The sequence below is a fragment of the Gemella sp. oral taxon 928 genome (genome assembly GCF_001553915.1).
Classification (GTDB): domain Bacteria; phylum Bacillota; class Bacilli; order Staphylococcales; family Gemellaceae; genus Gemella; species Gemella massiliensis.
In genome coordinates this window covers 204034-226640 of the sequence record NZ_CP014233.1, presented here as the reverse complement: position 1 = coordinate 226640, position 22607 = coordinate 204034, and the positions used below count along the sequence as shown (strand labels likewise).

Genomic DNA, 22607 nt, shown 5'->3' with positions numbered 1-22607 from the left:
AGTATATTATTCTAAGTTTATTTTTTAAGGAGGATTTTATGATAGATCAAAGAAAAAAACACGTTACCTTTGGATCCGCTTTTAGTGATTTTTTTAAAGGTTTTGTAGATTTTAACGGTTATTCTTCACGTGCCGGGCATTGGTTTCCGGTCGGAACTATTCACGTTGGATTTTTAATTGTATTAATTGTATTTTTTTATAGTGTATTTGCTTCTTTTGCCGGAATTACATCTCGTGCTTATCGTAATTATGATTACTTTTCCGGTAATTCTTTCGCTGATGCGGCATCTACCGCAACCACCAGTATAGCGGTTATTTTTATTTTAATAGTTATAGGTATTATTATATTAATTCCTATAACAGCAAGCTATGCACGTCGCTTAAGAGATGTAGGTTTTACTAACTGGGGATTGGCTATTTTAATTGTATTGTTTTATTTATTAAATTACTTTACAATATACATAATATCATTTATTTATGTTATAGGATTTTTCTTCATACTAATGTCATTACCTTCTAATGCGCTTGAAACTAATAAAAATGATGATTTTATTAAATTTTTTGTAAGACAGACACCGCAAGCTAAGGCGTACTACTCACAATTTGTTCAATATGATCAATTTGGTAATCCTATTCCAAACTTTAAACAAGGAGGGCAATTTGACCAGTTCGGTAATCCGATAAACCGCAACACAGCTTACGATAGAAATAATCAAAATGCTCAAAGTTTTAATTCTAATAACCAAAGAGGACAAGGAAATTTTGCAAGCGGACAACCAAGACCTAACAGCCAAGGTGTTAATCCAAGATTTAATGGACAAAATTCTCAATTTAATAATCAAGGTCAAAACTTTAATCATTCTCAGTTCAATGGAGATGGTCGAAACGTCAACCCTAATAATCAAGGTCAATTTAACACTAACAATAGAACAGCTCAAAGTTTTAATCCTAACGAACAGGTAAATCCTAATAATCAAGGTTTTAACCCTAGATTTAATAACCAAAATGTAGAGTTTAGCGCACAAAAACAGGATTTTAACTCTAATAATAGTCAATTTAATACGGAAGAAAATGAAACCTTCTCTAAAAATATTGATATTCAAAAAGAAGAGATTAATGTTGAACCGACATTAAAGGAAGAAAATTCTCAAAAAACCGCTCAAATAAATTCAAGAAATGATCGTCTTCAAAAACGAAATACCGGCGATCAGGTAATATATAAACGTAGAAAAAAATAAATTCTAATATTAAAAGAGATTACTCAGCATAAATTGAGTAATCTCTTTTTAACGGTTATCGCAATACTAATAAAGATTAAAAATGGCATATATAAAGTTTTCAGTATATTATAATTAATCTAATTTTGTTAAATAAAATTCACTATCTGTTATTAACTAATTTTGTTTTCATATAGACATATTCTTACTTTAATTTTTTTATTAGTTTGTAGATTATATATATGCCTATAATAACTATTATTATACCAATTATAGACACTAAAATATTACTATAATTAACCATAACTTTAACCTCCCCTTGTTACACAAATAATGGACCTAGGTGAAGAATAAATTATACACAAAGTTTTTTGTTGTTACTTCTGTAGTTGTGAAGTAGTAGTAAAAACTTAAATTTTAGTTTTTTCCAATACTTCATTGGCTTCTTTAAATAATGTTTGTATAACCGTTTTAACCGGTTGTATTTCTTTGACTAATCCGGCGATTTGTCCTGACATAACAGAGCCGTTTACTATATCTCCTTCATATACCGCGCGTCTTAAAGAACCGAGTGTTAATTCTTCAAGTTCCATTAAAGTATTCGATTTTTCTTCTAATTCATGGTAACGTGTTGTTAAGTCATTTTTTAAACAGCGAACAGGAGCACCGAATTTTGTACCCGTAAGCGTTGTTGATGTATCTGTTGCCGAGATAATTGCTTCTTTGTACTCTTTTGAAATCGGACATTCATCAGTTGCTAAAAACAAAGTTCCAACTTGAATGCCGCTGGCACCAAGACAAAAAGCTGCAGCGACACCACGCCCGTCACCTATGCCTCCTGCTGCGATTACAGGGATAGACACTGCACTGGCTACTTGCGGTACTAGGGACATTGTTGTTGTCTCGCCTACGTGACCGCCGGCTTCCATACCTTCTACTATTACAGCTGTTGCACCTAAGTCTTCCATTTTTTTTGCAGTTTTTACTGAAGGGACTACAGGTATTACTTTAACACCCGCTTCATTTAAACGAGGCATAAATTTTCTCGGTGTTCCTGCACCGGTAGTAACTACTTTGACACCCTCTTCTATAAGAACGTCTATTAGTTCTTCAACATTAGGCATCATTAACATTAAGTTAACGGCGAACGGTTTTGATGTCAGTTTTTTACATTCTTGTATTTGAAATCTTAACTCTTCAGCCGTACTACCGCCGGTAGCTAATACACCTAATCCACCTGCGTTTGACACTGCACTGACTAATTCATATCTTGCTATTTGTGCCATACCCCCTTGGATAATTGGATACTCAATATTTAAAACTTCTGTAATATTCATAAGTATTTCTCCTTTCAATATTTATATATTTGTTAAAAAATAAATTTTGCGACCAAATAACAAACGCCCATTAAAATTACTGAAGATAAAAAGCACGCAGAAAACACTCTAAGCCCACGTTTTTTTATTACGGTAAAATTGACACTCATACCAAGTGCTGCCATTGCCATTCCGAGGAAGATATAAGCAACATCGACAAAATAAGGTGCTAACGGTTTTAGTATATTAACGTAACTGCCTAAAATACTCATTAAGATAAATCCGATAATAAAATAAGGCATAGGCATTTTTCCGGTCTCTTTTTCTTTTGAACGAAGATTAATTACAACGAGAACACCTGCAACAACAATAAGCATCAAAACACGTGATAATTTAGCTAAAATAGCCGTATCCAGTGCAACTTGTCCACCGGCACCACCTGCTGCTACGGCGTGAGCTATTTCGTGAAGACTGCTTCCTGTAAAAATTCCATACTCATAAGCGGAAAGTCCTAGATATGGTTTTAGAGTTACTTCAATAAGGGTAAAAATAGTTCCTAATATAGCAACTACCGCTACTGCAAGAACACTGTTTTCCGTTTTAGCACGTAGTTGGGAGCTTACACCCATAACGGCAGCAGCACCGCATATTCCGCAACCACATGATGACAGTAGAGCAAGTTCTTTATCAACTTTAAAAATTCGGCATAAAACATAGGTAAGCACAATCATGAACAATACGACGCAAAAAGCTAATAATAGAGTTTTTTTACCCTCAACTAGTAATTTATCCAACGCCAATTTGAACCCTAATAAGATAATTCCCAGTCTTAAAAATTTATTGCTGATAAATGGAATATCTTTTTTTGTCTGTTCTTTTAGCGGAGCGGATGTTTGCAGCAACATTCCTATTACGAGTGCTATTACCAAATGTCCGAATAATTTTAAAAATGATACATGAGAAAGCTGTTTAGCAATCATTGAAATAATAAACATTAAGACTAATGTCCAGTAAAACCAAATACTTTTTAACCTTTCCATATAATCCTCCTTTTATTTTGCTTCTCTATATTTATTATACTAAGTTGATAGCATTATTTCAATATGATAGTGTAGTAAAATTACTTCTTTATTACGACATTATGTAATATAATATATAGATAAAATTTCTCCCATAAATAATTATAAAAAATATTCTTCTCTATTATTATTTTAGGAAACATAGTATAATAAATTTAAGATTTTTTAATAGGAGATTAATTATGATTTATATTGTTGGGCTTGGTCCTAATGACAGTTACAATATTAAAGAAAATATTAAAACACTTATTCTTGAAAATAAAAATGCAAAAATTATTGCCCGAATTGATGAGCATCCCGCTATGAATTTTTTGCGTGATAATAATATTTTGTTTGAAACTTGTGATAGATTTTATTTAGAAAATGATAATTTTGAAGATACTTATAAACAAATAGCTAAATATATCGTTGATGTTGCTAAAAGTAATGATGTTCTTTATCTTTTGCCGGGGCATCCTATGGTAGCGGAACTTACTACTCAGCTTTTAATAGAAAGTGATGTTGAAGTAAATGTTGTCGGTGGAGAAAGTTTTCTTGATGTTTGTTTTAATGCTTTCAGATTTGACCCTGTTGAGAGTTTTACATTGCTGGATGCAACGAATCTAAAGTCATTTAGCAATATTAATCCATATCATCACATAATAATAACACAATGTTATGATGATTTGACAGCGGCAAATATTTCCACAGAGCTTATGAATTATTATCCATATGATTATGAAGTTAAGATTGTTGAACAAGCCGGTTCGAAGAATGAAAGACTTTATACATCTGCCTTAAATGAATTATCGGCGACCGTAGGAGAAAAGATAAATAATTTACGTGCCGTATATATACCACCGTTTAAAAAAGGGCAGAGTTTTAATATTAAAGATTATACTCTAGAATTTGATGAAAATGCCAATATAACCGAAGTACAGCTTATAGAAAAATTAGAAAATATTATCAAAAAACTTAGAGAAAATAGCAAATCTAGTGATTTATCTCAAAAAAATACAGAGTTGCTGGCAAAGTTAATAAATACAGCACTGGATTTTACAATAGCGGGTGACAGCTATTATGAATTTTCGGATATTTTAGATGAAATGAAAAAGGATAGAAAAAATGGATAATGTTTTAATTTTTTCCAAGAAAATATTAAAAGAAAAAATTGATAAAAACAGCATAGTTGTAGATGCGACATGTGGAAATGGAAATGACACGTTATTTTTAGCGAAAACCTCCGCTAAAAAAGTTTTTGCTTTTGATATTCAAGAACAGGCTATTTTTAATACAAGACAGTTACTCCTAAACAATGAGGTAGACAGTAAGTGTGAACTTATTTTGGATTCTCATTTTAATTTTGATAATTATATTAAAAGTAAAGTACGTGCCGTAATGTTTAACCTTGGATATTTACCTAAAGGAAATCACAATATCACGACGACAGCTGATACAACCGTTACGACAATAGAGAAGTTTCTGAAAGTTTTAGAAATTGGAGGAATTATTGTTATTGTTGTCTATTGGGGTCATGAAAATGGTAAAATAGAAAAGGCGGCACTTTTAGATACGCTAACCGCACTTAATCAGCACAATGTTGAAGTTTTGCAGTATCAATTTATTAATCAAAAAAATAATGCACCTTTTGTTATTGCACTTGAGAAGAAAAAGGAGTTTTAGGCGATGAGAGAAAAAGAAATAGAATTTAAAAATTTATTGACGGAAGATGAATATCAAAGATTATTCACAGCCTTTAATTTAGGAGAAATTAATACAATTATTAATAAAAATTATTACTATGATGATAATGAAAAAACATTAAAGAAATTCGGTGCGGCATTACGATTGAGATTTAGTGGGAGAAAAAATGAAATAACACTAAAAACAAGAAAATTAAAGGGTAATATTGAGATTAATGTTCCGATAGACAACAAGCTTTATCCTAACGCTCCGCAAGTTTTATCGTCATTGCCGGAAGTAATAATGGCGGAATTGAAAGCCATGAATGTAAACATTAAAACACCACTCCTTTTTCAGAAAATAACAACCATACGTAAGGAATTAAGACTATCGCAAGGGTTATTAGTTTTGGATAAAACAATATTTTTAAATGATGTTGTAGACTACGAATTAGAATTTGAAGTTAGTGATTATAACGATGGGAAATTAGCTTTTGAAAAAATACTAAGGGAATTTAATATAATAAAGCGTTCGACAAAACCGAAAATCGCAAGGGCGGAGGAATATGCTAAAAACAAATTATAATACTATATTAATAACGTATTATTCCTTTGAAGTTGAATTTTTCAAAGGAGTGTTAGCATCTTGTATTTATTATACAACCATAAAAAACCTAACTCCATTAAATTATGGAATTAGGTCTTTTTTTCTTTTTAAATTAATTTTTCGTTTTAACTAGTTATTTTTAACTTCTTCAGATAATCTTGGGCTTAAAGTAGTTCCCCAATGACTGATAGTTCTATTTTGTACTAGAGGTATATCGGTTTTGTCATAAATAGTTCTCCACCATTCCCAAGCAAGACCTGTACATTCTTGTACTTGAACGTGTAAGTTACGAACATTTCCTTTAAATTCAAGGGTTGTTGAGAATCCTGAAGTACGACCGTATCCGTTATATGTCCAAGATTTAGGAGTTAGAATTTCGTTTCCTTTAGCATCATAGCTAACTTCATTCCAAGTAACATAGTATCTAGCTACATAAGCACCGCTGTGGTTTAAAGTAAGATAACCATTTTTGTAAGAAGTTACTTTTGTTTCGATGTAATCTGTATTATTTTGAATAGTAGCAGGTTGGTTGTCTTTTAAGAAGTTAGTTGTATAAGAAATAGCAACGCCGGGGTTATTTTTATTAAACATACTACCCTCTTGGATAAGTTTTTTGAAATCATCAATATTTCCTGTAACGACTTTGCTGGCACCATTAGCGTTACCACCTAGAATAACCGCTGTAATAGAGGTGTTTTTCAAAATGTTGCTATATTCACTGTTAGCTTTAATGTCAACTCCTTTAATAAGTGCATTAATAGCTGCTTTTACTTCTGTACTTTTACTTGTAGTTTCAAATTTTACGTACATACTTCTACCATAAGAAACATTTGAAACATATACAGGAGGTGTTTTTTCATTAACGCCACGATTTATTAAATCTTGAGTAGTTGTATTTTTTCCTAAGAAATCTGCAGGATTGTTAGGAGCATCTACACTGGCATTAAAGTACACTTGTTTAAAGTTAACGACTTGAACTTGTTTTTCTCCTGAATGTACAGCAGAGAAATCAATATTAAGAGGTACACCGATTTTTTCAAAGTCAGCACCGAATTTTGCTTTTAATTGGCTCATACTATAAGCGGTAGTTTCATCGTATTGCATTTTTGCAGGGATACTATAAGAAGAACCGTATTTTGAAAACCATCTGTCTACCAGTGCATTAACTCCACCTCTTACTGAACTTTGTGTAGGATTATCAACGGTTAAGCGTCCGTCTTCGCCGCTCATACCCGGAAGATCAACACTTAGTGTAACAGGCCCACGATTTAAAGAGATTAAAGTAGGGTTATTTTCAAGAAGAGCACTATCCCCTTTTAATAAAGCTCCCGGAAAAACTACGTTGCTGTTATTAGCGTTTATGCTGATGTCGGAAGTTCTTTGTGATAATGAACGTTTGATTTTTTCAACAACAACAAATTCTCCATTTTTGTTCGTACCCGTTTTGTTAAACATATTAGAAAGAGTTTCACCCTGACGTGTTAAAACAGTGCGACTGTCGTAAGAAAGACCATATAAATACTTATTAAGGTCAGCTGAATTATCTTTCTCTTTTTCTGTAACGGAAGTTCCGGCATTCTGAACAGGAGTATCATTTGCAAGAACTTGCACAGTTAGTAAAGACATAGTGGTACTTAATGTTAAAAAAGTTTTGAATAATAATCTTTTATTCATAGTTTCATCTCCTTATATAATATTTTATATAAATAATATAATATATATAAAATAAGATGTCAAATATTTTGAAAGGGAATTCATAAAAAATTATTAATAATATTAGATAGCGTTATTAGAAGCAACAGACAAATACATTGTGCTACAATAGAAAATATCTTCTAAATGTATTTTGTAGATAATTATAAAGTAAAATCAAATAATAAAAAAATAAATTTTCCAAGATTAACAAGGTAGAAAGTTATACATAATATCTTTAATATAAAAAATTGTTTTTTGAGTAAAATATATTATTTTATTTATAAAATAGGATAATAATTTTATTATTTAGAAAATTATTTTAGTTCCAACATTTTGAAAATAATTCAGAAAAAAGTACGAGCAATTTACATATTGCCCGTACTTCGGTTATTCTCCTAATTTTATTACTCTATCACAGATAGATAAAGTGCTTTTATTATGGGATATTATTATAGTGATTTTGTCATTTTTATCTTTTTCTAACGCTTTTAATACCTCGATTTCGCTAAATATATCGATATTTGCAGTAGCTTCATCTAAAATAAGTAGCTTGCTCTCATTGTAAAACGATCTGGCTACGGACAATCTTTGTTTTTGTCCTGAGCTTATATTAGCGCTACGCTCACTTATAGTTGTATCAGTTTTATTACGCAGGCTATCAACATGATTTTTTAGATTTGTATTTTTTAACGCTTTATCAATTAAATTTTTATTAATAGTTTTATCAAAAAAAGTAAGATTATTTTTAATAGAGGTGTTAAAAAGATAACTGTCTTGTAAAATAATAGATGAATGTTTTCTAAAATACGCATTATCAATATCTTGTACGTTAACACCATCAATAATAATATTACCGCCCATTTTACTATTGTCAATAAATTTCATAATAAGTTTTGCAATAGTTGATTTCCCACAACCGCTTGGGCCGCTAATACCGATAATTTCACCTTTATTAACTGTAAAGTTAATATCTTTAAATACAGTTTTATCATCATAATGATATGATAAGTTTTTAACAGTTAAGGTATTAAAAGGAACTTTTACACCGTCATTAACATTTTCTTCCGGTGTATTCATAAGTTCAAGAAATCTTTTACCGCTTGCCATAGTTTGACTAAGTGTTGAAGCTAAGTTACCCATATACAAAATCGGAATAAATGAAACTATAAACATTGCCGATAAGGTGATTATTATATTAGGGTTGTTTATGTGTTTAGTTGCAGCAAAAATAAATGCAAGAACTCCAAAATTATAAGTTACGATATTAAGTGCATTCAAATCAACAAGAAATTTATTTTTTAAATAAGCACTATATGTTAATTCCTCAGTTTCGCTGACTAAATCTTTTTTGGTTTCTCCTATTTTATCATATTGGACGGTTTCAAAAATACCATATGCTTCTTCTGATGAGTGGTTATTAACCTCTGCTAATTTCCTTCTATAACTATCGCCTACCGCCTGTCCTTTATTTTTAAATGTCAACGGGTAGATAAGTCCGATAATAATATAAATGACCAACGCCAATATACCTAGCGGTACGCTAAATATCATAACAAATATTGAAACAACACATGCTTGGACAATATATATCATAAATGGAGTGATAGTATGAGCGTAAAATACTTCAAGTAATTCGATGTCCGTTGTAATCATCGTCATATAATCACCCGAACTGTTTTGTGTGAAACTGTTGATGGATATTTTTTTGAATTTATCCATAACCTTAATACGCAATACATGTAGTACCTTAAACGCAACATAGTGGTTAAGCAGTTGTTCTATATAGCTGAATAATCCTTTCAGTATTGCTAATGCAAGGATTATAATAAAAAGTATAGCTGCTACAGTCGTAATTTTTGCAATAAAGAATAATGTAAGGAAGTAAGTGAAAATAACAAGTGTTAAATGTCCTAAACTCCCAAAGAGTGTTGCACGTAGTAGAGGGCGTTTAAACTCTTTTGTGATATTAAGCAATTGTTTTAATTCTTTTAATGATGTCATTACTCTCCCTCTTTAATTAAAAATTTTGTTTTTAATTCTTGTTGCTCGGTAAACAGTTTTTTGTAAAGTGTTTCGCTATTCATAAGGGATTTATGCGTGCCGGTTTCAGCCACTTTATGGTCGCGAAGTACATAAATATTGTCGGAATCTCTAAGAACATCAAGATCGTGAGAAATAACGATAATTATTTTATTTTCTTTTACGGCATTAAAAGCATCTAAGACAATACGTTTACTATAATCGTCAATATTTGATACAGCTTCATCCAAAATATAAATATAGCTGTCCTTTAATATAGCTTTAGCAGCGAGTAGGCGCTGTTTTTGTCCTCCGGATAGATTACCTGCACCGGCAGAAAGCGGATAATCAAGCCCGCCGTTATTTAGGACAAAATCTTTTAAATTCACCTGTTCCAAAGCGTGCCACATTTTATCTTCTGTAATATTTTTATTAACTGAAAGATGTTCGCGGATAGTTCCTTTTACAAGGTAGCTGTCATTGGTGATAAGTGTGAATAATTTCGAGATTTCTTTTGTAGGAACAGTATCAATATCGATATTATCGTAACGGATAGTTCCTGAATAATTCGAGTATAAACCTAATATTAATTTTATTAATGTAGATTTTCCGCTACCGCTTTCTCCGACAAGCGCTATTTTAGTGCTTGGTTTAAATATCATATTGATATTTTCTAATATCGCTTTATCATTGTATGCAAAACCTACATTAGTTAATGCAATATTTTTTCCGGGTTCAATGAAAAGGGAGTTATCTTTTTCCTGTTCAGGATAATCAAGCAGTTTATAAATATTTTCCAGTTCAACATTTCCTTTCATCGAAATATGGAATAGACCGCCTAAGGCACGAAGAGGTTTAAAACATTCCAAACTTGCTACAATAATAAAAATAATGTATTTATTGTCTTTTATTGTAAAGATTGCGATAATTGATAAAATAAAAATCGAAATATAAGTAATCGCATCCATAACATTAATAGAATTAAGTTGATGGCGAAGTAACTCCATTGTAGATTTTCTATAGCGAGAACTGCGAGTATCAACATCACGGGTAACATTATCTTCTTTTCCATAAATTTTCGCTGTTGTAAAGCCGGATAACCTATCATAAAAAACTTCAGATAAACTTAGGAAATCACTAAAATTTTTCTTATTAGTTTTTTTTGATTTTTTCACAATTACCATAATAGAAATAGGTATTAACGGATACAAAACAAGCATTGCAACAAATAACCAAATATTAATGCTGCCGTAAATGATAAATGAACTTAGAACGATAAATATAGTCGCAAACATCTGAGGAACAAATTTATTAAAATAAAATTCAATATTAACGATAGATGATGAGTTCATTACGAGTAGTTGACCGGTATTAACGGCGTTTGTGTAGTTAAGCGACAGCTTTTCAACCTTATTATAGATCTCCGAACGCAATGCGGTTCGTACTTTGCGTGAAATATTGTGGCTAAAATAATTATCGCCGGTAGTTGCCAAATAGTAGATAATTAAGCTGAGTACAGTACGCAGTGTAAATATTAGAATAAAATTATCGTCGTAGTTATTATTGAGTAGATAAAATAATAAATCGACAAAATTATAAACAAAGTATAATGAACACCAAAATGTGAGTAATTTGCATAAAGCAACGATATATACTTCCCTTTTTATATTAAAGAGTGCTAAAGCACGTTTATCGATTTTCATAGAAACTCCTTTCCGATGATAATAGTTATCACTTGTTGTAGCCTTAATTATACTATATAACTTCATTAAAGAAAATGAAAAATAAGAATGTTACGAAAAAATTCAAAAAGATAAAAAGATGACAAAAAATTATTATTTGACTTGTTTATTAACGGTGATATAATTAAATTATAAAATACGAAAACAAGACATATTGTTGAAATTTTTTATTTAACGAAAAAATTAATGATGTAAAAAACAGAAATTGTTAGATTTATTAGGGAGTTTAATGCACATTTTAAGTGTTGATGTTACAATCTTCAAAAGAATAGGAGTGGTAGATTTATGATTAATAATTTAAATAAATTGTGGGAAAGATTTTTAGGTTACTTGGAAGATAAAAAAATTTATAAAGAACCTAGTGGAGCGATGATTGCCGGAGTTTGCCAAGGACTATCCAATCGTTTCGGTATCAATATAACATTGTTGCGTGTTCTATGGCTTTGTGTCAGTTTAATTTCATTCGGTGGAGCGATAGTGGTATATATTATTTTAGCGATGACGCTTCCGACAAAGCCACGTAAAAATAATTATCAAAAATCTAATTATATTAACGGTAATGCTTGGGAGAAAAAATAGAATATAACGGAAAAGCACGTTGAAATAATGATAAAATAGTATAGAGAACTGTTTTGAAGTAATTGAAACAAATACCTATTTAACAGATAGGAAATACCAAAAAATAAAATTGGGTTTAAACAAAGGTAAAATGTAAAATCTCGTCGTGCGAGCGAGTAATCTTTGAATTATACCCGTAAAGAAAAAGCCACCCCTTAAAAAAGGGGTGGTAATTTTTTAAGCAAATCTTGTTTTAATACTCGCCGGTATAGACTTATAAACTCTTTTCGTAACAAAGAATAAGAAAGTAACCAACGAACCTTTTATAAGATTAAACGGAATAATCCCAACACTAACTATAGTTTTAATATTTTTTACAATGTCGCCTAAATTCATAATATAACCATAAGCCGGCAACAAAACGAAGTAGTTAAATAGAGCCATGAAAAGCGTAATTGCAATTGTTGCGACAATACCGCCTATTATAATTTTGAAAATACCTTTTTTATAAACCAGTATAATAATACTAAGGAAAATAAATTCTACCGCAATATTTGCCACAGCTCCTACCGGTTCATGAGAAACAAGTGCGAAGTGTAAGAAGTTTTTTAAAAGAGAAACTACCAACGCTTCCTTATAACCAAGAAGTAATATTGCCATAAATAATGGAATAAACGTAAAATCAAATTTTAGAAATGGTGGCAAAAACGGCACAGCAAAACTAAAAAAAGATAGAAGTAGAGCGATAACTGCAAGCATTCCGCTAAGAACCAGCGAATGAACATTTTTTTTATACATATTAAACCTCTTTCCTATCTTCATAGGCAAAAAAATAACCGTATTCTAAAATACGGGACTAAAGGTATGAAAATAATTTTATTAGAGAAAAGTACAACAAATATACGTACGCTAAAAAGAGTACCACTTCAAATCAAAAATTATTATTCTATATCTTCTATCATCCAGACTATACTGTCGGTTTTGGAATTTCACCAAATCAACTTTCGCTCGCGGACTTTAACCGCCGGTCGGGAATTACGCCCTGCCCCGAAGATAATTTATATTATTTTTATAGTTTCATTATACAACTATAAAAGTTAAATGTAAATAATTATGTTTTAAAAAATTTAATTAAGTTTCAACATAGATGATAAAATATTGAATATTGGTAGAATTTTTCTTGTATTATAATAATGTAATAACCCTTTTAATTTTGAAATTTTGTTGTAATAAAATATTATTTTTCAGTTAAGAATACAATTTATTATGTAAATTAAAAACCTAAACGATGATTTTATCAAAGTTCAGGTTAATAAAAAATTTTAAATAAATATTATGCTAAGTATGCTTTTAACATCCACACATTTTTTTCCAATTCTGTTTTTACCCCAAGTGCAAAGTCAGAAGTTCCTTGGTCTCCTTCGTTTTCTGCTACGCTCATTAGGTAGGTAAGATCATTGATTAATAATTCGAAATCTTTTAACACTTGAGCGACCATTTCTTGTGTTGTTTCTTTTTCTGTTGCTTCCTTAATAGTTGCCAATTCTAAAGAACCTTTTAATGTAGAAACCGGATGCCCGCCAATAGCTAGTAATCTTTCAGCTGCTTCGTCTAAAGTTTCAGTTACGTTATTATAGTAATTTTCAAATACTTGGTGAAGAGTATAGAACGAATGTCCTTTAACATACCAGTGAAAACTGTGTAATTTCGTGTATAATACTGTTAGATTTGCTACTAATTTATTTAATTCTTTTTTATGTGTCATATTTAAATCTCCTTTGTAAAATTTATATAGGTTATATATCAACATTTTGAAATTAAAAGCTGATTAAGAATGATTAATATTCTTAAAACCATAGTTCGATTATAACATCGTGAAAATTTGATGTAAAGAAAGACGGGTTTTGAAAAATAATGAGAATTATTATCGTATCTTTTGCCGGTGAAAAAACACTAAGTTAAAAATTTATAATGAAATTTAAAAAATAATTAACTTAAATAAAAACTTTTGGTAATTAACTGATTTAGAAAAGACAAAAAAACCAATAGACATTCAGCAAGAGTTTTGATTAGTTGAAATAATAATTGTCACTTGGTAGAATTAGTGTAGAAAAGAGGTGTACGATGGCAAAACTATGTATATTTTTAATTAATTTATATCGAAAACATTCTGCCCATACTCCAAGTACGTGTCGATTTTCTCCGACTTGTTCGGCGTATGCTTTGGAGAGTTATCAAAAATTCGGATTTTTTCTGGGAACATACTTAACTGTAAAAAGATTACTAAAGTGTCACCCACTTTATAAGGGTGATTATTTTGACAATGTACCTTTATTTAAAGAGGATATATTTAAGAAGAAAAAATAAAAAATATAAACGGGAGTGACTTGAAAATCTTGATTTCGTTAGAAATAGATTTTCAGTCGCTCCCGTCCAGTTTATTAGATTTTAGGGAAGCTCTTTAAAGCGAATTTCCAAACTGATGAACCCTTATGTTTAATTGCTAATAAGAAAATTCTATTAGAAATTTCAGTTTTGAATTCGTTTTAAGTTGTATCTATCAATACTAGGCGGAAATATATGGAATATTATTTTATAATTTTTATTTTGGTTATACCGCTTTTAAAAATGATATAATATCTTTAATAATTTTCTTCAACTCGAGTTTATTTTTTTTATAAAATATAAAATTTTGTTATCTTTTGTAACATTTTTTCGCTTTTTTAATTTATAAATGCTATAATGTAAATATAAAATAAAAATGAGGTTTTTAGTATGGTGAAAAAAGCAATTTTAGTTATGACATATGGTTCTCCTGCAGAATGTACTTTTGAGGGCATTGCGGAATTTTTTACAAATATTCGCCGTGAGGTTAGGCCAAGAGATGAAGAAATAAATATTTTATTAAACAATTATTTAAAAATTAATGGTTCTCCTTTGCAAGAAATTACTAAAAAAACTGTAGAATTATTTACAAAAAAAGTTTCAGATGAGTATCAAGTATATTTTGCAAATAAATTTTCTGCTCCGTTTATTCCGGATGCGATATGTCAAATGGAAAATGATAATATTGATGAGTGTATTTGTTTAATACTTGAACCGCATTATTCTTTTTATTCCATAATGGGGTATGAGAAGTTTATTAAAAGTGAAAAAATTAAATTTAATATTATTAAATCGTGGTATGATGAAGAAAAATTGATTAATTATTGGGCAACGGAGATTGGAAAAATAATTGAGAATAAGGTTAAAGGTGATAGTTATAAAGTTATTTTCTCAGCACACAGTGTACCGGAAATAGCTTTTAAATATAGTGATCCGTATATCGAACAAGTTTTTAATATGACAGATTTAATCGCAAATACCATTCGACTTGAACCGGAAAATTACGTTAATACTTGGCAGAGTGAAAGTGATATTGGTATGCCGTGGGTTAAACCTGATGTGTTGGAGTATTTAAAAGGACAAAGTTCTCATCCGGAACACTACATTTTTGTTCCGCTTAGTTTTGTCAGCGAGCATATAGAAGTATTGTTTGATAATGATGTAGAATGTAAAGACCTTTGTGAAGATTTTGGTGTTAATTATCACAGACCGCCGATGCCGAATTTTGATGAGCGTTTTATTGATATTTTGGTCAGTGTTGTTGAAAAAAATAAACATAACGAGTTTAGATTTTCAAATCCGGAGAAAAGTACCTTTGATGAGATGAATCCTGATAGTATGGAAGACAGTGTACCTGAAATGCCGGAGTTCGTTAAAGAACTTATCGCTAAAAAGGGTGGAAATGTGGAAATGCCGGAGTTTGTTAAACAGATGTTAGGGCGTACCGACAAATCTGCAAAATAGAGAAAAAGAGAGTGGAAAAGGATAGTTGATTTATCAGGAGGATACTCCTTGCGGCATAAACCGCAAAATAAGAAATGGAAGCCAAAAGAGAAATTAGAATTAATCTATTAAAAATATCCGGCTTATCTTTATACTTAGAATTAAAAAAAACAATGTTTTAAATATAAATCCTGTAATAAAAAGTTTATAGTTATTATACCGTTCGTAGATAAATGATGAGAACAATGTCACTTATGACAAATTTATATTTAATAGGGATTTTAGGGGTTTGGTAACAAGATGTGATATTTTAGATTACATATTTTAGTTGTTTCTAGGTGTAAAAAATTTTTATTTAAATAGTAATTAAAAAAATGCTAAACAATAGGGTGTTGCTTAGCATTTTATTCTTATTCTTTCGTTCTTCGTATTTGCTAATGAAGAAAATTTAATTGTATCTGTTTATTTAATTTTTTTATTCTTGTTCCTAATTTCTTCCAAAGTATGCCAATTTTCTGCGTTGTCATTCTTATTAAGTTCTAATATTTTCTTGAAAATAGATATAATCAAATCTACTCTACTTACCCAAATCCGTGTAATAAAAAACCATATAATACAAATGACTAAAAAGATTAAAAAATATGTTAGCCACCTCATAGCTTATTTACCAGAAATTTTTTTGAAAATGTATCAAATTTGTCATATTCTTCCGGTTGGTATACATAAGCAAGAAATTTTTCATCATTTCCTGCCAAAGTTGCAAATTGAGTATATCCTGCCATCAATCCGCCTTGATGATAAATGGTATACATACCTGTAGCAATTTTTGCTTTTTTAATATTGTCTTTTCTAAAAATTTCAGCTTCACTGCATCCCTCAAGTACCGGAGTTGTTTACAAGAGAGCTATGCTCAATAATTAAACTTGTATATGTGTATGTGGTTTTACGCGCCAAAATATAATCACTATTTTTATATTTAAATTATACTCATAAACAATATCATAGGAGTCTCCGTCCTCCATAACCCTATTAAATAATTCTCTTAATCTGCTCTTGTTTGCGTCGGATTTTTAAGTATCCCATTCTTTCTTCTTTCCAAACCAGCCCATAATATATTCCTCCTGTGTAATTGTAATTTTACTCCATAAGATTATAATATATAAAAAATGAAGCGAGTTTTTATAAATTAATTATATTATTTTAAAAGTAAATTTTATAATATAAAGGTGTAAAAATTAGTTTAAGATAATAAAAATCCCCTTAATATTTTTTAGGCAACTAATTTAATTTTATAATCTTCATTTAATTTTATTTATAGTTTATGCTTGTATTAATTAGGTGAAATAGCGATCAAAGTTTGAATTACGGCGTGAAGTTATAAAAAATTTTTTTCTTTAACTATTAACCTTATTTATAGTTGTTATACATCATTATTTTTACTTTGTTTTTATGTTATAATTGTAGTGTAACTATATAAATATAAAGGAGATATATTATATGAAAAAATTTAAAAAAATCAGCACCGGAATAATGGGGTATCTTTTAGCAGTTACTATTGCGGGATGCAGTAGTGGGGACGGACTTAATCGTTCGGCAAAAGACGGTAAAGAAAATGCTGTAGAAAAATCTGCGATTAGGTTGGTAAACGCAACTAAAGAGGGAGATTATAATCTTATCAGTACAGATGAATTAAAAAAAGCGATTGATTCTAACGAAGATATACTTTTGATTGATACAATTCCTGCAGAGCGATTTGCTGAAACTAAAATTAAAGGAGCGGTTAATGCTGGGCTTCCTAAAGAGATGAAGGATTTAAAACAAGAAGAAAAAGATAATTTCTTGAAAATTTTAGGAGATAATAAAGATAAAAAGATTATTCTTTATTGCGGATTTACATCATGTGAAAGATCTCATGTCGGTGCTGTGCTTGCCAGACAAGCAGGATATAAAAATGTTTATAGATACCCCGGAGGTATTGCGGCGTGGTTAGATGCAGGGAATAAAGTTGATAAGTAAAACTCTTTGGTAATGATTTTATAAGGTGACTTTAAAATTGAGGTTTAGAAGAAATCTATTTTGTAAAGCTGGCTTTGGAGATTATTAGGTATTTAGAAGTTTTTGTTAAGTAGATTTGGACAACGGTTAAATCAATTATAGACATCTTTATAAAGTTGTTGGTTTAAGACAAGTCCACGAGAAAAAATAATTGATAAATTTTGTATTAAGTTTAATATGGAACATGAAAAAATTCAGGTTCCATATTTTATTATGCAATCATTTATTAATAAATTCATTGCAGGGTTTATGATTAAGAAATTACAGAGATATAAGAATGTTTTAAACAACAATTATTTTAATTTGAATTTTTCTTGACATATATTCATAATGGATATACAATAATATCAATGATGGGTATATCTATTATGGATATAGATAATCTCTAATTAGCGAAAGGAGTGTAGTAATGGCAAAGTTAAGCCCCTATGAAACAGGAGAGTTAACTGATAGCATCTTCTTTACGTTATTGGTGTTAACTGAACCGATTCATGGGTATATGATTATGCAACGGGTGAACGAGTTAACGCAAGGTAAAGTTATTATAGGTCCTGCTACAATGTATACAACACTTGCAAAAATGGTTGCTGCTGGGTGGATTGTCGAACAAGAGGTTGATAATTCGAAAAAAGAATATTACATAACAACTAAAGGACGTGAAATTTTAAATAATAACTATAAACAACGTGTATTTCTGCTTAGTGTAGCAGAAAAAATATTAGGAGGTGCGAACAATGAGTAAAAGGAAGTGGTTGGTTAATTTTTCTTGGAGTAATAAACATTGTATTCGTAGACCGGAATATATGAGTAGCCTAGGATGGCATTTTAATTGTTTGGGCATTTTATTATAGCTAACTTATATATGGATATATTATATATAATAGCCGCCTTACGCAGTGGTATATTTGAGTTTGGTGTAGGAGGTCTATGTATTTTTATTCCAAAGTATATTAGATTGAAAAAAGAATTAAGTGGCGAGTAATTAAAATTATTATGAGCTGATAATAAAAAATTTTACACGCTATATATGTACTTTGTTTAAAATAGATTTTTAAGTTGTATATTAAAAAGTTTTAAGAAAACTATTGAATAGAATAAAAAATGAAGAGGAGTTACGAATATGATTTTGGAATTTAGAAATATAGAAAAAAAATTTGGTGATAAAAAAGTCCTTAAAGGAGTAAATTTCACCGCTAAAAGTGGTGTTGCAAACGGATATTTAGGGAGAAACGGTAGTGGTAAAACGACGAGTTTTCGAATATTGTTAAATATATTCAAGGCTGATAAAGGAGAAATTTTAATTGACGGTAAACCTATTAATCATAATGACATAAAAATAGGATATCTTCCGGAAGAGCGTGGTATGTATGACGGCATCGGTTTAGTAGACCAATTAGCGTATTTCGGAATGTTAAAAGGGATGACAAAATCGGCAGCAAAAACCGAAGCGAAACGTTGGTTAGATTTTTTTGAATTGGAGGATAATAAAAAAGCGTTAAAAACTTTGTCAAAAGGTAATGCCCAAAAGGTACAAATTATTCAGAGTGTTATTAATAATCCGGATATTTTAGTTTTTGATGAACCTTTTAGCGGACTTGATCCTGTTAACGTCGGAAAATTGAAAGAAATTATTACAAACTTTATAAAAAAAGATAAACTCGTTATTTTTTCTTCACATCAAATGCCGGTCGTTGAAACTTTCTGTGAAGATATTAATATATTGGAAAAAGGAAAAATAGTTTTGAGCGGTAACTTAGATTACATAAAAAAACAACTTGGGCATGGTAAAATGCTGTTAAGTGTCAGCGATATTCAAGCAGAAGAATTACTTGCTAATCTTAAAACTATTCCGCTCGGGATTGATTATTCATTGAACAACGATATGGTTCTCCTTGATTTTAAAGAAGAAGAAGCTAAGAAAAAACTTTTTTATAAGTTGTCACAAAGTAATTTTAATGTTGAAGAGTTAAAACTTTATAAACCATCTTTAGAAGAGATTTTTGTAGAAAGTATCGGGGGTAAGTAAGATGAAGAATTTCAGTACGGTTTTTAATTTCGAATTTAAACAGTTTTTCGCAAAAACTTCAAACAAGGTTATTCTTTTTGTTTATCTTATAATTGCTATTGGAATAACTTTTGTTCCATCTATAATGAGCAGCAGTATTTTTAAAGGTGAAGATAATTCAAATTTTCAACGTAGTGCCTATGTCATAAAAGATGTGACCGTTTCAACGGATAATTTAAAAGAGGCGAAAAAATATGACAGTAAGGAAGCGGTTGAAAAGGATATTAAAGAAGATAAACTGGATGAAGCGATTGTTTTAACTAAAGACAGTTATGAATATATTTCTAAAAAAAGTATTTTTGGTAACTCATCTTCTGAATTTTCTAATGCTTTTAATCAAAATATAGAGCGTTTAGTCTATTCTCAAAACGGCTTGGATTTAACTAAGATTAATGAAGTTAAAGCCAGTGTACCGCAACCTAAGATTATAAATGTAAGTTCGACGGATAACCAAGAAAGACAAGCTGTTAATACGGTAGTTGTTTATGTGCTAACATTTATTATTTATATGACAGTTATTCAATTCGGTAGTGTTGTTGCTTTAAATGTTGTTAAGGAAAAAAGCAATCGTGCCATGGAGCTTTTAGTAATTACTGTAAATCCGATAACCCTTATTTTAGGGAAAGTTCTTGCACTTTCTATCGGAGTTTTAATTCAAATGGGAGTTATTATAGGTGGACTTGTGGTAGGTATAAAGTTAAATTTATCAAATTATAGTGATAAGTTAAAATTTGTTGTTGAAAACTTAGATTACAAAGTTGTCGGCGTTGGATTGCTGTTTACTTTAACGGGATTTGTAATGTTTATGTTCTTGTATGCGGCATTCGCTTCGTTAGTTAGTAAGGTGGAAGATGTTAACGGAGCTATAACAATACCTATGATATTATTTATCGCAGCATTTTTTATTAATTTTTATTTGATGGGTTCAAGTGCTAATACAAAATTATCAGAAATATTATCGTATTTTCCATTAACTTCATATTTTGGAATGGTTACTCGTTATGCACTGACTGATGTAAGTTATTCTAGTTTATGGTTATCATATGGAATATTAGCTTTAACAACTTTTGTTTGTGCTTTGGGTAGTGTTAAAGTTTATCGCTTGGCAACATTAAGATACGGGCAAAAATTAAACTTTTTTAAACTATTGCTAGGTAAATAAAAGTATATATTTATATACAAAATATTATTTTTTGCTGATTTTATAGTGGTGTAGCAACCTTAAGAACTAACTGCTACGCAGTTTTCTTAAGCTTCACCTGAGCTTATAATCTCAGGTGAAGCCAGTATTCCACCACTAAGAACAGCAACGAACTTAATAGCAATCAAATGGGTGATAATGAAATAAATTTTTAATAATATAATAATAATTTTGTGTTGTTTATTATTTATTATTTACAAAATTTGTAGAATATTGGCTTATTTTAGAGATTATTTCCTTTACAAAGTCGAAAAATTCTTGTATAATACACATATGTCTTTTTAGAAAATACAATAAATTGTAAAGGAGATTTGTATATGAGTATTTATAAAAGAATTCCATTGCTCGTTAAATTAATAGCAGCTATAGCACTAGGTATTATTTTAGGGGGTATTTTACCAACATCTATTATCCGAGTATTCGTGACATTTTCATCAATATTTAGTTCATTTTTAGGGTTTACTATTCCACTAATTATCGTCGGATTTATTGTCCCGGGGATTAGTCAAGTATCAAATAACGCCGGAAAACTTCTGGGACTTTCAACCGGAGTGGCTTATATTTCTACTTTGATAGCGGGAACGTTCGCTTTTATCGTGGCTAAACTGGTTCTTCCGGGCATATTGGCTAATGCAACCCTACAAACATTTCAAAATCCGGAAGAGCTAATGCTTAAAGGTTATATCGAATTTAAAATGAACCCTATTTTTGATGTAACAACAGCACTTATTATTTCGTTTGTTTTAGGAATAGGCATTTCTGCTGTAAAATCAGAAGGTTTAAAACAAGGATTTAATGATTTTGGCGAGATTATTGAAAAATTACTTTCAGTTGTAATTATTCCGTTACTTCCATTGTATATCCTAGGGGTATTTATGAATATTACCGCTTCAGGTGAAGTATTTAAAATTTTAAAAATCTTTATTTTTGTTTTTGCGGTGATTTTAGTCTTACATATTATCATTATTCTTGCTCAATATACTCTTGCCGGAACCGTAAATGGACGTAATCCGTTTAAAATGCTGGCAAACATCATTCCGGCTTATATGACAGCCGTAGGAACTCAGTCATCAGCAGCAACTATTCCGGTAACACTTCGCAGCACTAAAAATATGGGAGTAGATAAAAATATTGCTAATTTTACAATTCCCTTATTTGCTACTATTCATTTATCAGGAAGCACAATCACATTAACCACTTGTGCAACAGCTGTTTACTGGCTACAACACGGTGCAATATTCCCGACAACAGCAGTAATGATTAAATTTATTATTCTTCTCGGAGTAACAATGGTAGCCGCTCCCGGTGTCCCCGGCGGTGCAGTTATGGCAGCTCTTGGTTTATTGCAATCAGTTTTAGGTTTTAATGAGATTATGTTATCATTAATGATTGCTTTATATATTACTCAAGACAGTTTTGGAACAGCTTGTAATATTTCAGGTGACGGTGCATTATCTGCAATAGTGGATAAATTAAATCAGATATTATTTAAAAAGAAAAAAACAACTTAAAATATAAAATCAAAATAACAAAAATAAAGAACTATATGTATCTCAAAAATCTT

20 protein-coding genes and 1 riboswitch are annotated in these 22607 nt (G+C 30.3%); of the genes, 12 read left to right on the top strand and 8 right to left on the bottom strand.

Annotated elements, in window-relative coordinates:
* Window positions 1–38: 38 nt before the first annotated feature.
* Window positions 39–1238: a DUF805 domain-containing protein gene (locus tag AXE85_RS01000; RefSeq protein WP_062172170.1), complete on the top strand. Its 1200-nt coding sequence runs from the start codon at window positions 39–41 to the stop codon at window positions 1236–1238.
* 389 nt (window positions 1239–1627) lie between these two features.
* Here AXE85_RS01000 and AXE85_RS00995 read toward each other — a convergent pair whose 3' ends face one another.
* Window positions 1628–2554 carry a DUF561 domain-containing protein gene (locus AXE85_RS00995; RefSeq protein ID WP_062172168.1) on the bottom strand — a complete coding sequence of 309 codons (927 nt, stop codon included), beginning with the start codon at window positions 2552–2554 and terminating at the stop codon, window positions 1628–1630.
* A 32-nt stretch (window positions 2555–2586) separates the two neighbouring features.
* A complete protein-coding gene (locus AXE85_RS00990; protein WP_062172165.1) occupies window positions 2587–3573 on the bottom strand; it encodes a YeiH family protein in 987 nt (328 codons plus the stop codon).
* A gap of 221 nt (window positions 3574–3794) precedes the next feature.
* Here AXE85_RS00990 and AXE85_RS00985 point away from each other — a divergent pair, with 221 nt between their 5' ends.
* Genes AXE85_RS00985 through AXE85_RS00975 form a run of 3 tightly spaced genes read left to right on the top strand, consistent with a single transcriptional unit; the run spans window position 3795 to window position 5859 of the window.
* On the top strand, window positions 3795–4724 hold the full coding sequence (locus AXE85_RS00985) for an SAM-dependent methyltransferase (RefSeq protein WP_062172163.1): 930 nt from the start codon (window positions 3795–3797) through the stop codon (window positions 4722–4724).
* A complete protein-coding gene (locus AXE85_RS00980; RefSeq protein WP_062172161.1) occupies window positions 4717–5274 on the top strand; it encodes a tRNA 5-(aminomethyl)-2-thiouridylate-methyltransferase MnmM in 558 nt (185 codons plus the stop codon). Before AXE85_RS00985 ends, AXE85_RS00980 begins: the two co-directional genes overlap by 8 nt.
* A gap of 3 nt (window positions 5275–5277) precedes the next feature.
* Entirely contained in the window at window positions 5278–5859 is a 582-nt protein-coding gene (locus AXE85_RS00975; protein WP_062172159.1) for a CYTH domain-containing protein, read from the top strand.
* Window positions 5860–6009: 150 nt separating this feature from the next.
* Here AXE85_RS00975 and AXE85_RS00970 read toward each other — a convergent pair whose 3' ends face one another.
* The 3 genes from AXE85_RS00970 to AXE85_RS00960 all read right to left on the bottom strand — a co-directional run bounded on the left by AXE85_RS00970 (window position 6010) and on the right by AXE85_RS00960 (window position 11297).
* On the bottom strand, window positions 6010–7554 hold the full coding sequence (locus tag AXE85_RS00970; RefSeq protein ID WP_062172157.1) for a thiol-activated cytolysin family protein: 1545 nt from the start codon (window positions 7552–7554) through the stop codon (window positions 6010–6012).
* Between the two features lie 408 nt (window positions 7555–7962).
* Window positions 7963–9576, bottom strand: coding sequence for an ABC transporter ATP-binding protein (locus AXE85_RS00965; RefSeq protein WP_062172155.1), 1614 nt, complete (start codon window positions 9574–9576; stop codon window positions 7963–7965).
* Complete coding sequence (locus AXE85_RS00960) at window positions 9576–11297, bottom strand: ABC transporter ATP-binding protein/permease (RefSeq protein ID WP_062172153.1); 1722 nt, start codon at window positions 11295–11297, stop codon at window positions 9576–9578. Before AXE85_RS00960 ends, AXE85_RS00965 begins: the two co-directional genes overlap by 1 nt.
* Window positions 11298–11621: 324 nt before the next feature.
* Here AXE85_RS00960 and AXE85_RS00955 point away from each other — a divergent pair, with 324 nt between their 5' ends.
* Complete coding sequence (locus tag AXE85_RS00955; RefSeq protein WP_062172151.1) at window positions 11622–11915, top strand: PspC domain-containing protein; 294 nt, start codon at window positions 11622–11624, stop codon at window positions 11913–11915.
* Window positions 11916–12131: 216 nt separating this feature from the next.
* Here the strand turns inward: AXE85_RS00955 and AXE85_RS00950 are convergent, their stop codons facing one another.
* Window positions 12132–12692, bottom strand: coding sequence for an ECF transporter S component (locus AXE85_RS00950; RefSeq protein WP_062172149.1), 561 nt, complete (start codon window positions 12690–12692; stop codon window positions 12132–12134).
* Window positions 12693–12840: 148 nt separating this feature from the next.
* Window positions 12841–12953, bottom strand: a riboswitch (FMN riboswitch).
* 274 nt (window positions 12954–13227) lie between these two features.
* A complete protein-coding gene (locus AXE85_RS00945) occupies window positions 13228–13659 on the bottom strand; it encodes a Dps family protein (RefSeq protein ID WP_062172147.1) in 432 nt (143 codons plus the stop codon).
* A gap of 359 nt (window positions 13660–14018) precedes the next feature.
* Here AXE85_RS00945 and yidD point away from each other — a divergent pair, with 359 nt between their 5' ends.
* A complete protein-coding gene (gene yidD, locus AXE85_RS00940; protein WP_021753478.1) occupies window positions 14019–14261 on the top strand; it encodes a membrane protein insertion efficiency factor YidD in 243 nt (80 codons plus the stop codon).
* 408 nt (window positions 14262–14669) lie between these two features.
* Window positions 14670–15743: a ferrochelatase gene (gene hemH / locus AXE85_RS00935; RefSeq protein ID WP_231723786.1), complete on the top strand. Its 1074-nt coding sequence runs from the start codon at window positions 14670–14672 to the stop codon at window positions 15741–15743.
* Window positions 15744–16375: 632 nt separating this feature from the next.
* Here hemH and AXE85_RS08805 read toward each other — a convergent pair.
* The gene (locus tag AXE85_RS08805) at window positions 16376–16504 is read right to left on the bottom strand and encodes a hypothetical protein (protein WP_256386959.1); all 129 of its coding nucleotides are present in this window, start codon (window positions 16502–16504) and stop codon (window positions 16376–16378) included.
* Window positions 16505–17219: 715 nt separating this feature from the next.
* On the opposite strand from AXE85_RS08805, the gene AXE85_RS00925 reads away from it, so the two are divergent.
* The 5 genes from AXE85_RS00925 to AXE85_RS00905 all read left to right on the top strand — a co-directional run bounded on the left by AXE85_RS00925 (window position 17220) and on the right by AXE85_RS00905 (window position 22554).
* The gene (locus AXE85_RS00925) at window positions 17220–17738 is read left to right on the top strand and encodes a rhodanese-like domain-containing protein (protein WP_062172144.1); all 519 of its coding nucleotides are present in this window, start codon (window positions 17220–17222) and stop codon (window positions 17736–17738) included.
* 448 nt (window positions 17739–18186) lie between these two features.
* Window positions 18187–18519, top strand: coding sequence for a PadR family transcriptional regulator (locus AXE85_RS00920; RefSeq protein ID WP_062172142.1), 333 nt, complete (start codon window positions 18187–18189; stop codon window positions 18517–18519).
* 378 nt (window positions 18520–18897) lie between these two features.
* Entirely contained in the window at window positions 18898–19803 is a 906-nt protein-coding gene (locus AXE85_RS00915; protein ID WP_062172140.1) for an ABC transporter ATP-binding protein, read from the top strand.
* Between the two features lies 1 nt (window position 19804).
* Window positions 19805–21004: an ABC transporter permease gene (locus tag AXE85_RS00910; RefSeq protein WP_062172138.1), complete on the top strand. Its 1200-nt coding sequence runs from the start codon at window positions 19805–19807 to the stop codon at window positions 21002–21004.
* A gap of 356 nt (window positions 21005–21360) precedes the next feature.
* Entirely contained in the window at window positions 21361–22554 is a 1194-nt protein-coding gene (locus AXE85_RS00905; RefSeq protein WP_062172136.1) for a dicarboxylate/amino acid:cation symporter, read from the top strand.
* The last annotated feature ends 53 nt before the right edge of the window (window positions 22555–22607 follow it).

What these genes read in the sequence shown, in the direction of transcription:
- AXE85_RS01000 (WP_062172170.1), top strand. Translation starts at nt 39, where the DNA reads ATGATAGATCAAAGAAAAAAACACGTTACCTTTGGATCCGCTTTTAGT.
- AXE85_RS00995 (WP_062172168.1), bottom strand. Translation starts at nt 2,554, where the DNA reads ATGAATATTACAGAAGTTTTAAATATTGAGTATCCAATTATCCAAGGG.
- AXE85_RS00990 (WP_062172165.1), bottom strand. Translation starts at nt 3,573, where the DNA reads ATGGAAAGGTTAAAAAGTATTTGGTTTTACTGGACATTAGTCTTAATG.
- AXE85_RS00985 (WP_062172163.1), top strand. Translation starts at nt 3,795, where the DNA reads ATGATTTATATTGTTGGGCTTGGTCCTAATGACAGTTACAATATTAAA.
- AXE85_RS00980 (WP_062172161.1), top strand. Translation starts at nt 4,717, where the DNA reads ATGGATAATGTTTTAATTTTTTCCAAGAAAATATTAAAAGAAAAAATT.
- AXE85_RS00975 (WP_062172159.1), top strand. Translation starts at nt 5,278, where the DNA reads ATGAGAGAAAAAGAAATAGAATTTAAAAATTTATTGACGGAAGATGAA.
- AXE85_RS00970 (WP_062172157.1), bottom strand. Translation starts at nt 7,554, where the DNA reads ATGAATAAAAGATTATTATTCAAAACTTTTTTAACATTAAGTACCACT.
- AXE85_RS00965 (WP_062172155.1), bottom strand. Translation starts at nt 9,576, where the DNA reads ATGACATCATTAAAAGAATTAAAACAATTGCTTAATATCACAAAAGAG.
- AXE85_RS00960 (WP_062172153.1), bottom strand. Translation starts at nt 11,297, where the DNA reads ATGAAAATCGATAAACGTGCTTTAGCACTCTTTAATATAAAAAGGGAA.
- AXE85_RS00955 (WP_062172151.1), top strand. Translation starts at nt 11,622, where the DNA reads ATGATTAATAATTTAAATAAATTGTGGGAAAGATTTTTAGGTTACTTG.
- AXE85_RS00950 (WP_062172149.1), bottom strand. Translation starts at nt 12,692, where the DNA reads ATGTATAAAAAAAATGTTCATTCGCTGGTTCTTAGCGGAATGCTTGCA.
- AXE85_RS00945 (WP_062172147.1), bottom strand. Translation starts at nt 13,659, where the DNA reads ATGACACATAAAAAAGAATTAAATAAATTAGTAGCAAATCTAACAGTA.
- yidD (WP_021753478.1), top strand. Translation starts at nt 14,019, where the DNA reads ATGGCAAAACTATGTATATTTTTAATTAATTTATATCGAAAACATTCT.
- hemH (WP_231723786.1), top strand. Translation starts at nt 14,670, where the DNA reads ATGGTGAAAAAAGCAATTTTAGTTATGACATATGGTTCTCCTGCAGAA.
- AXE85_RS08805 (WP_256386959.1), bottom strand. Translation starts at nt 16,504, where the DNA reads ATGGCAGGATATACTCAATTTGCAACTTTGGCAGGAAATGATGAAAAA.
- AXE85_RS00925 (WP_062172144.1), top strand. Translation starts at nt 17,220, where the DNA reads ATGAAAAAATTTAAAAAAATCAGCACCGGAATAATGGGGTATCTTTTA.
- AXE85_RS00920 (WP_062172142.1), top strand. Translation starts at nt 18,187, where the DNA reads ATGGCAAAGTTAAGCCCCTATGAAACAGGAGAGTTAACTGATAGCATC.
- AXE85_RS00915 (WP_062172140.1), top strand. Translation starts at nt 18,898, where the DNA reads ATGATTTTGGAATTTAGAAATATAGAAAAAAAATTTGGTGATAAAAAA.
- AXE85_RS00910 (WP_062172138.1), top strand. Translation starts at nt 19,805, where the DNA reads ATGAAGAATTTCAGTACGGTTTTTAATTTCGAATTTAAACAGTTTTTC.
- AXE85_RS00905 (WP_062172136.1), top strand. Translation starts at nt 21,361, where the DNA reads ATGAGTATTTATAAAAGAATTCCATTGCTCGTTAAATTAATAGCAGCT.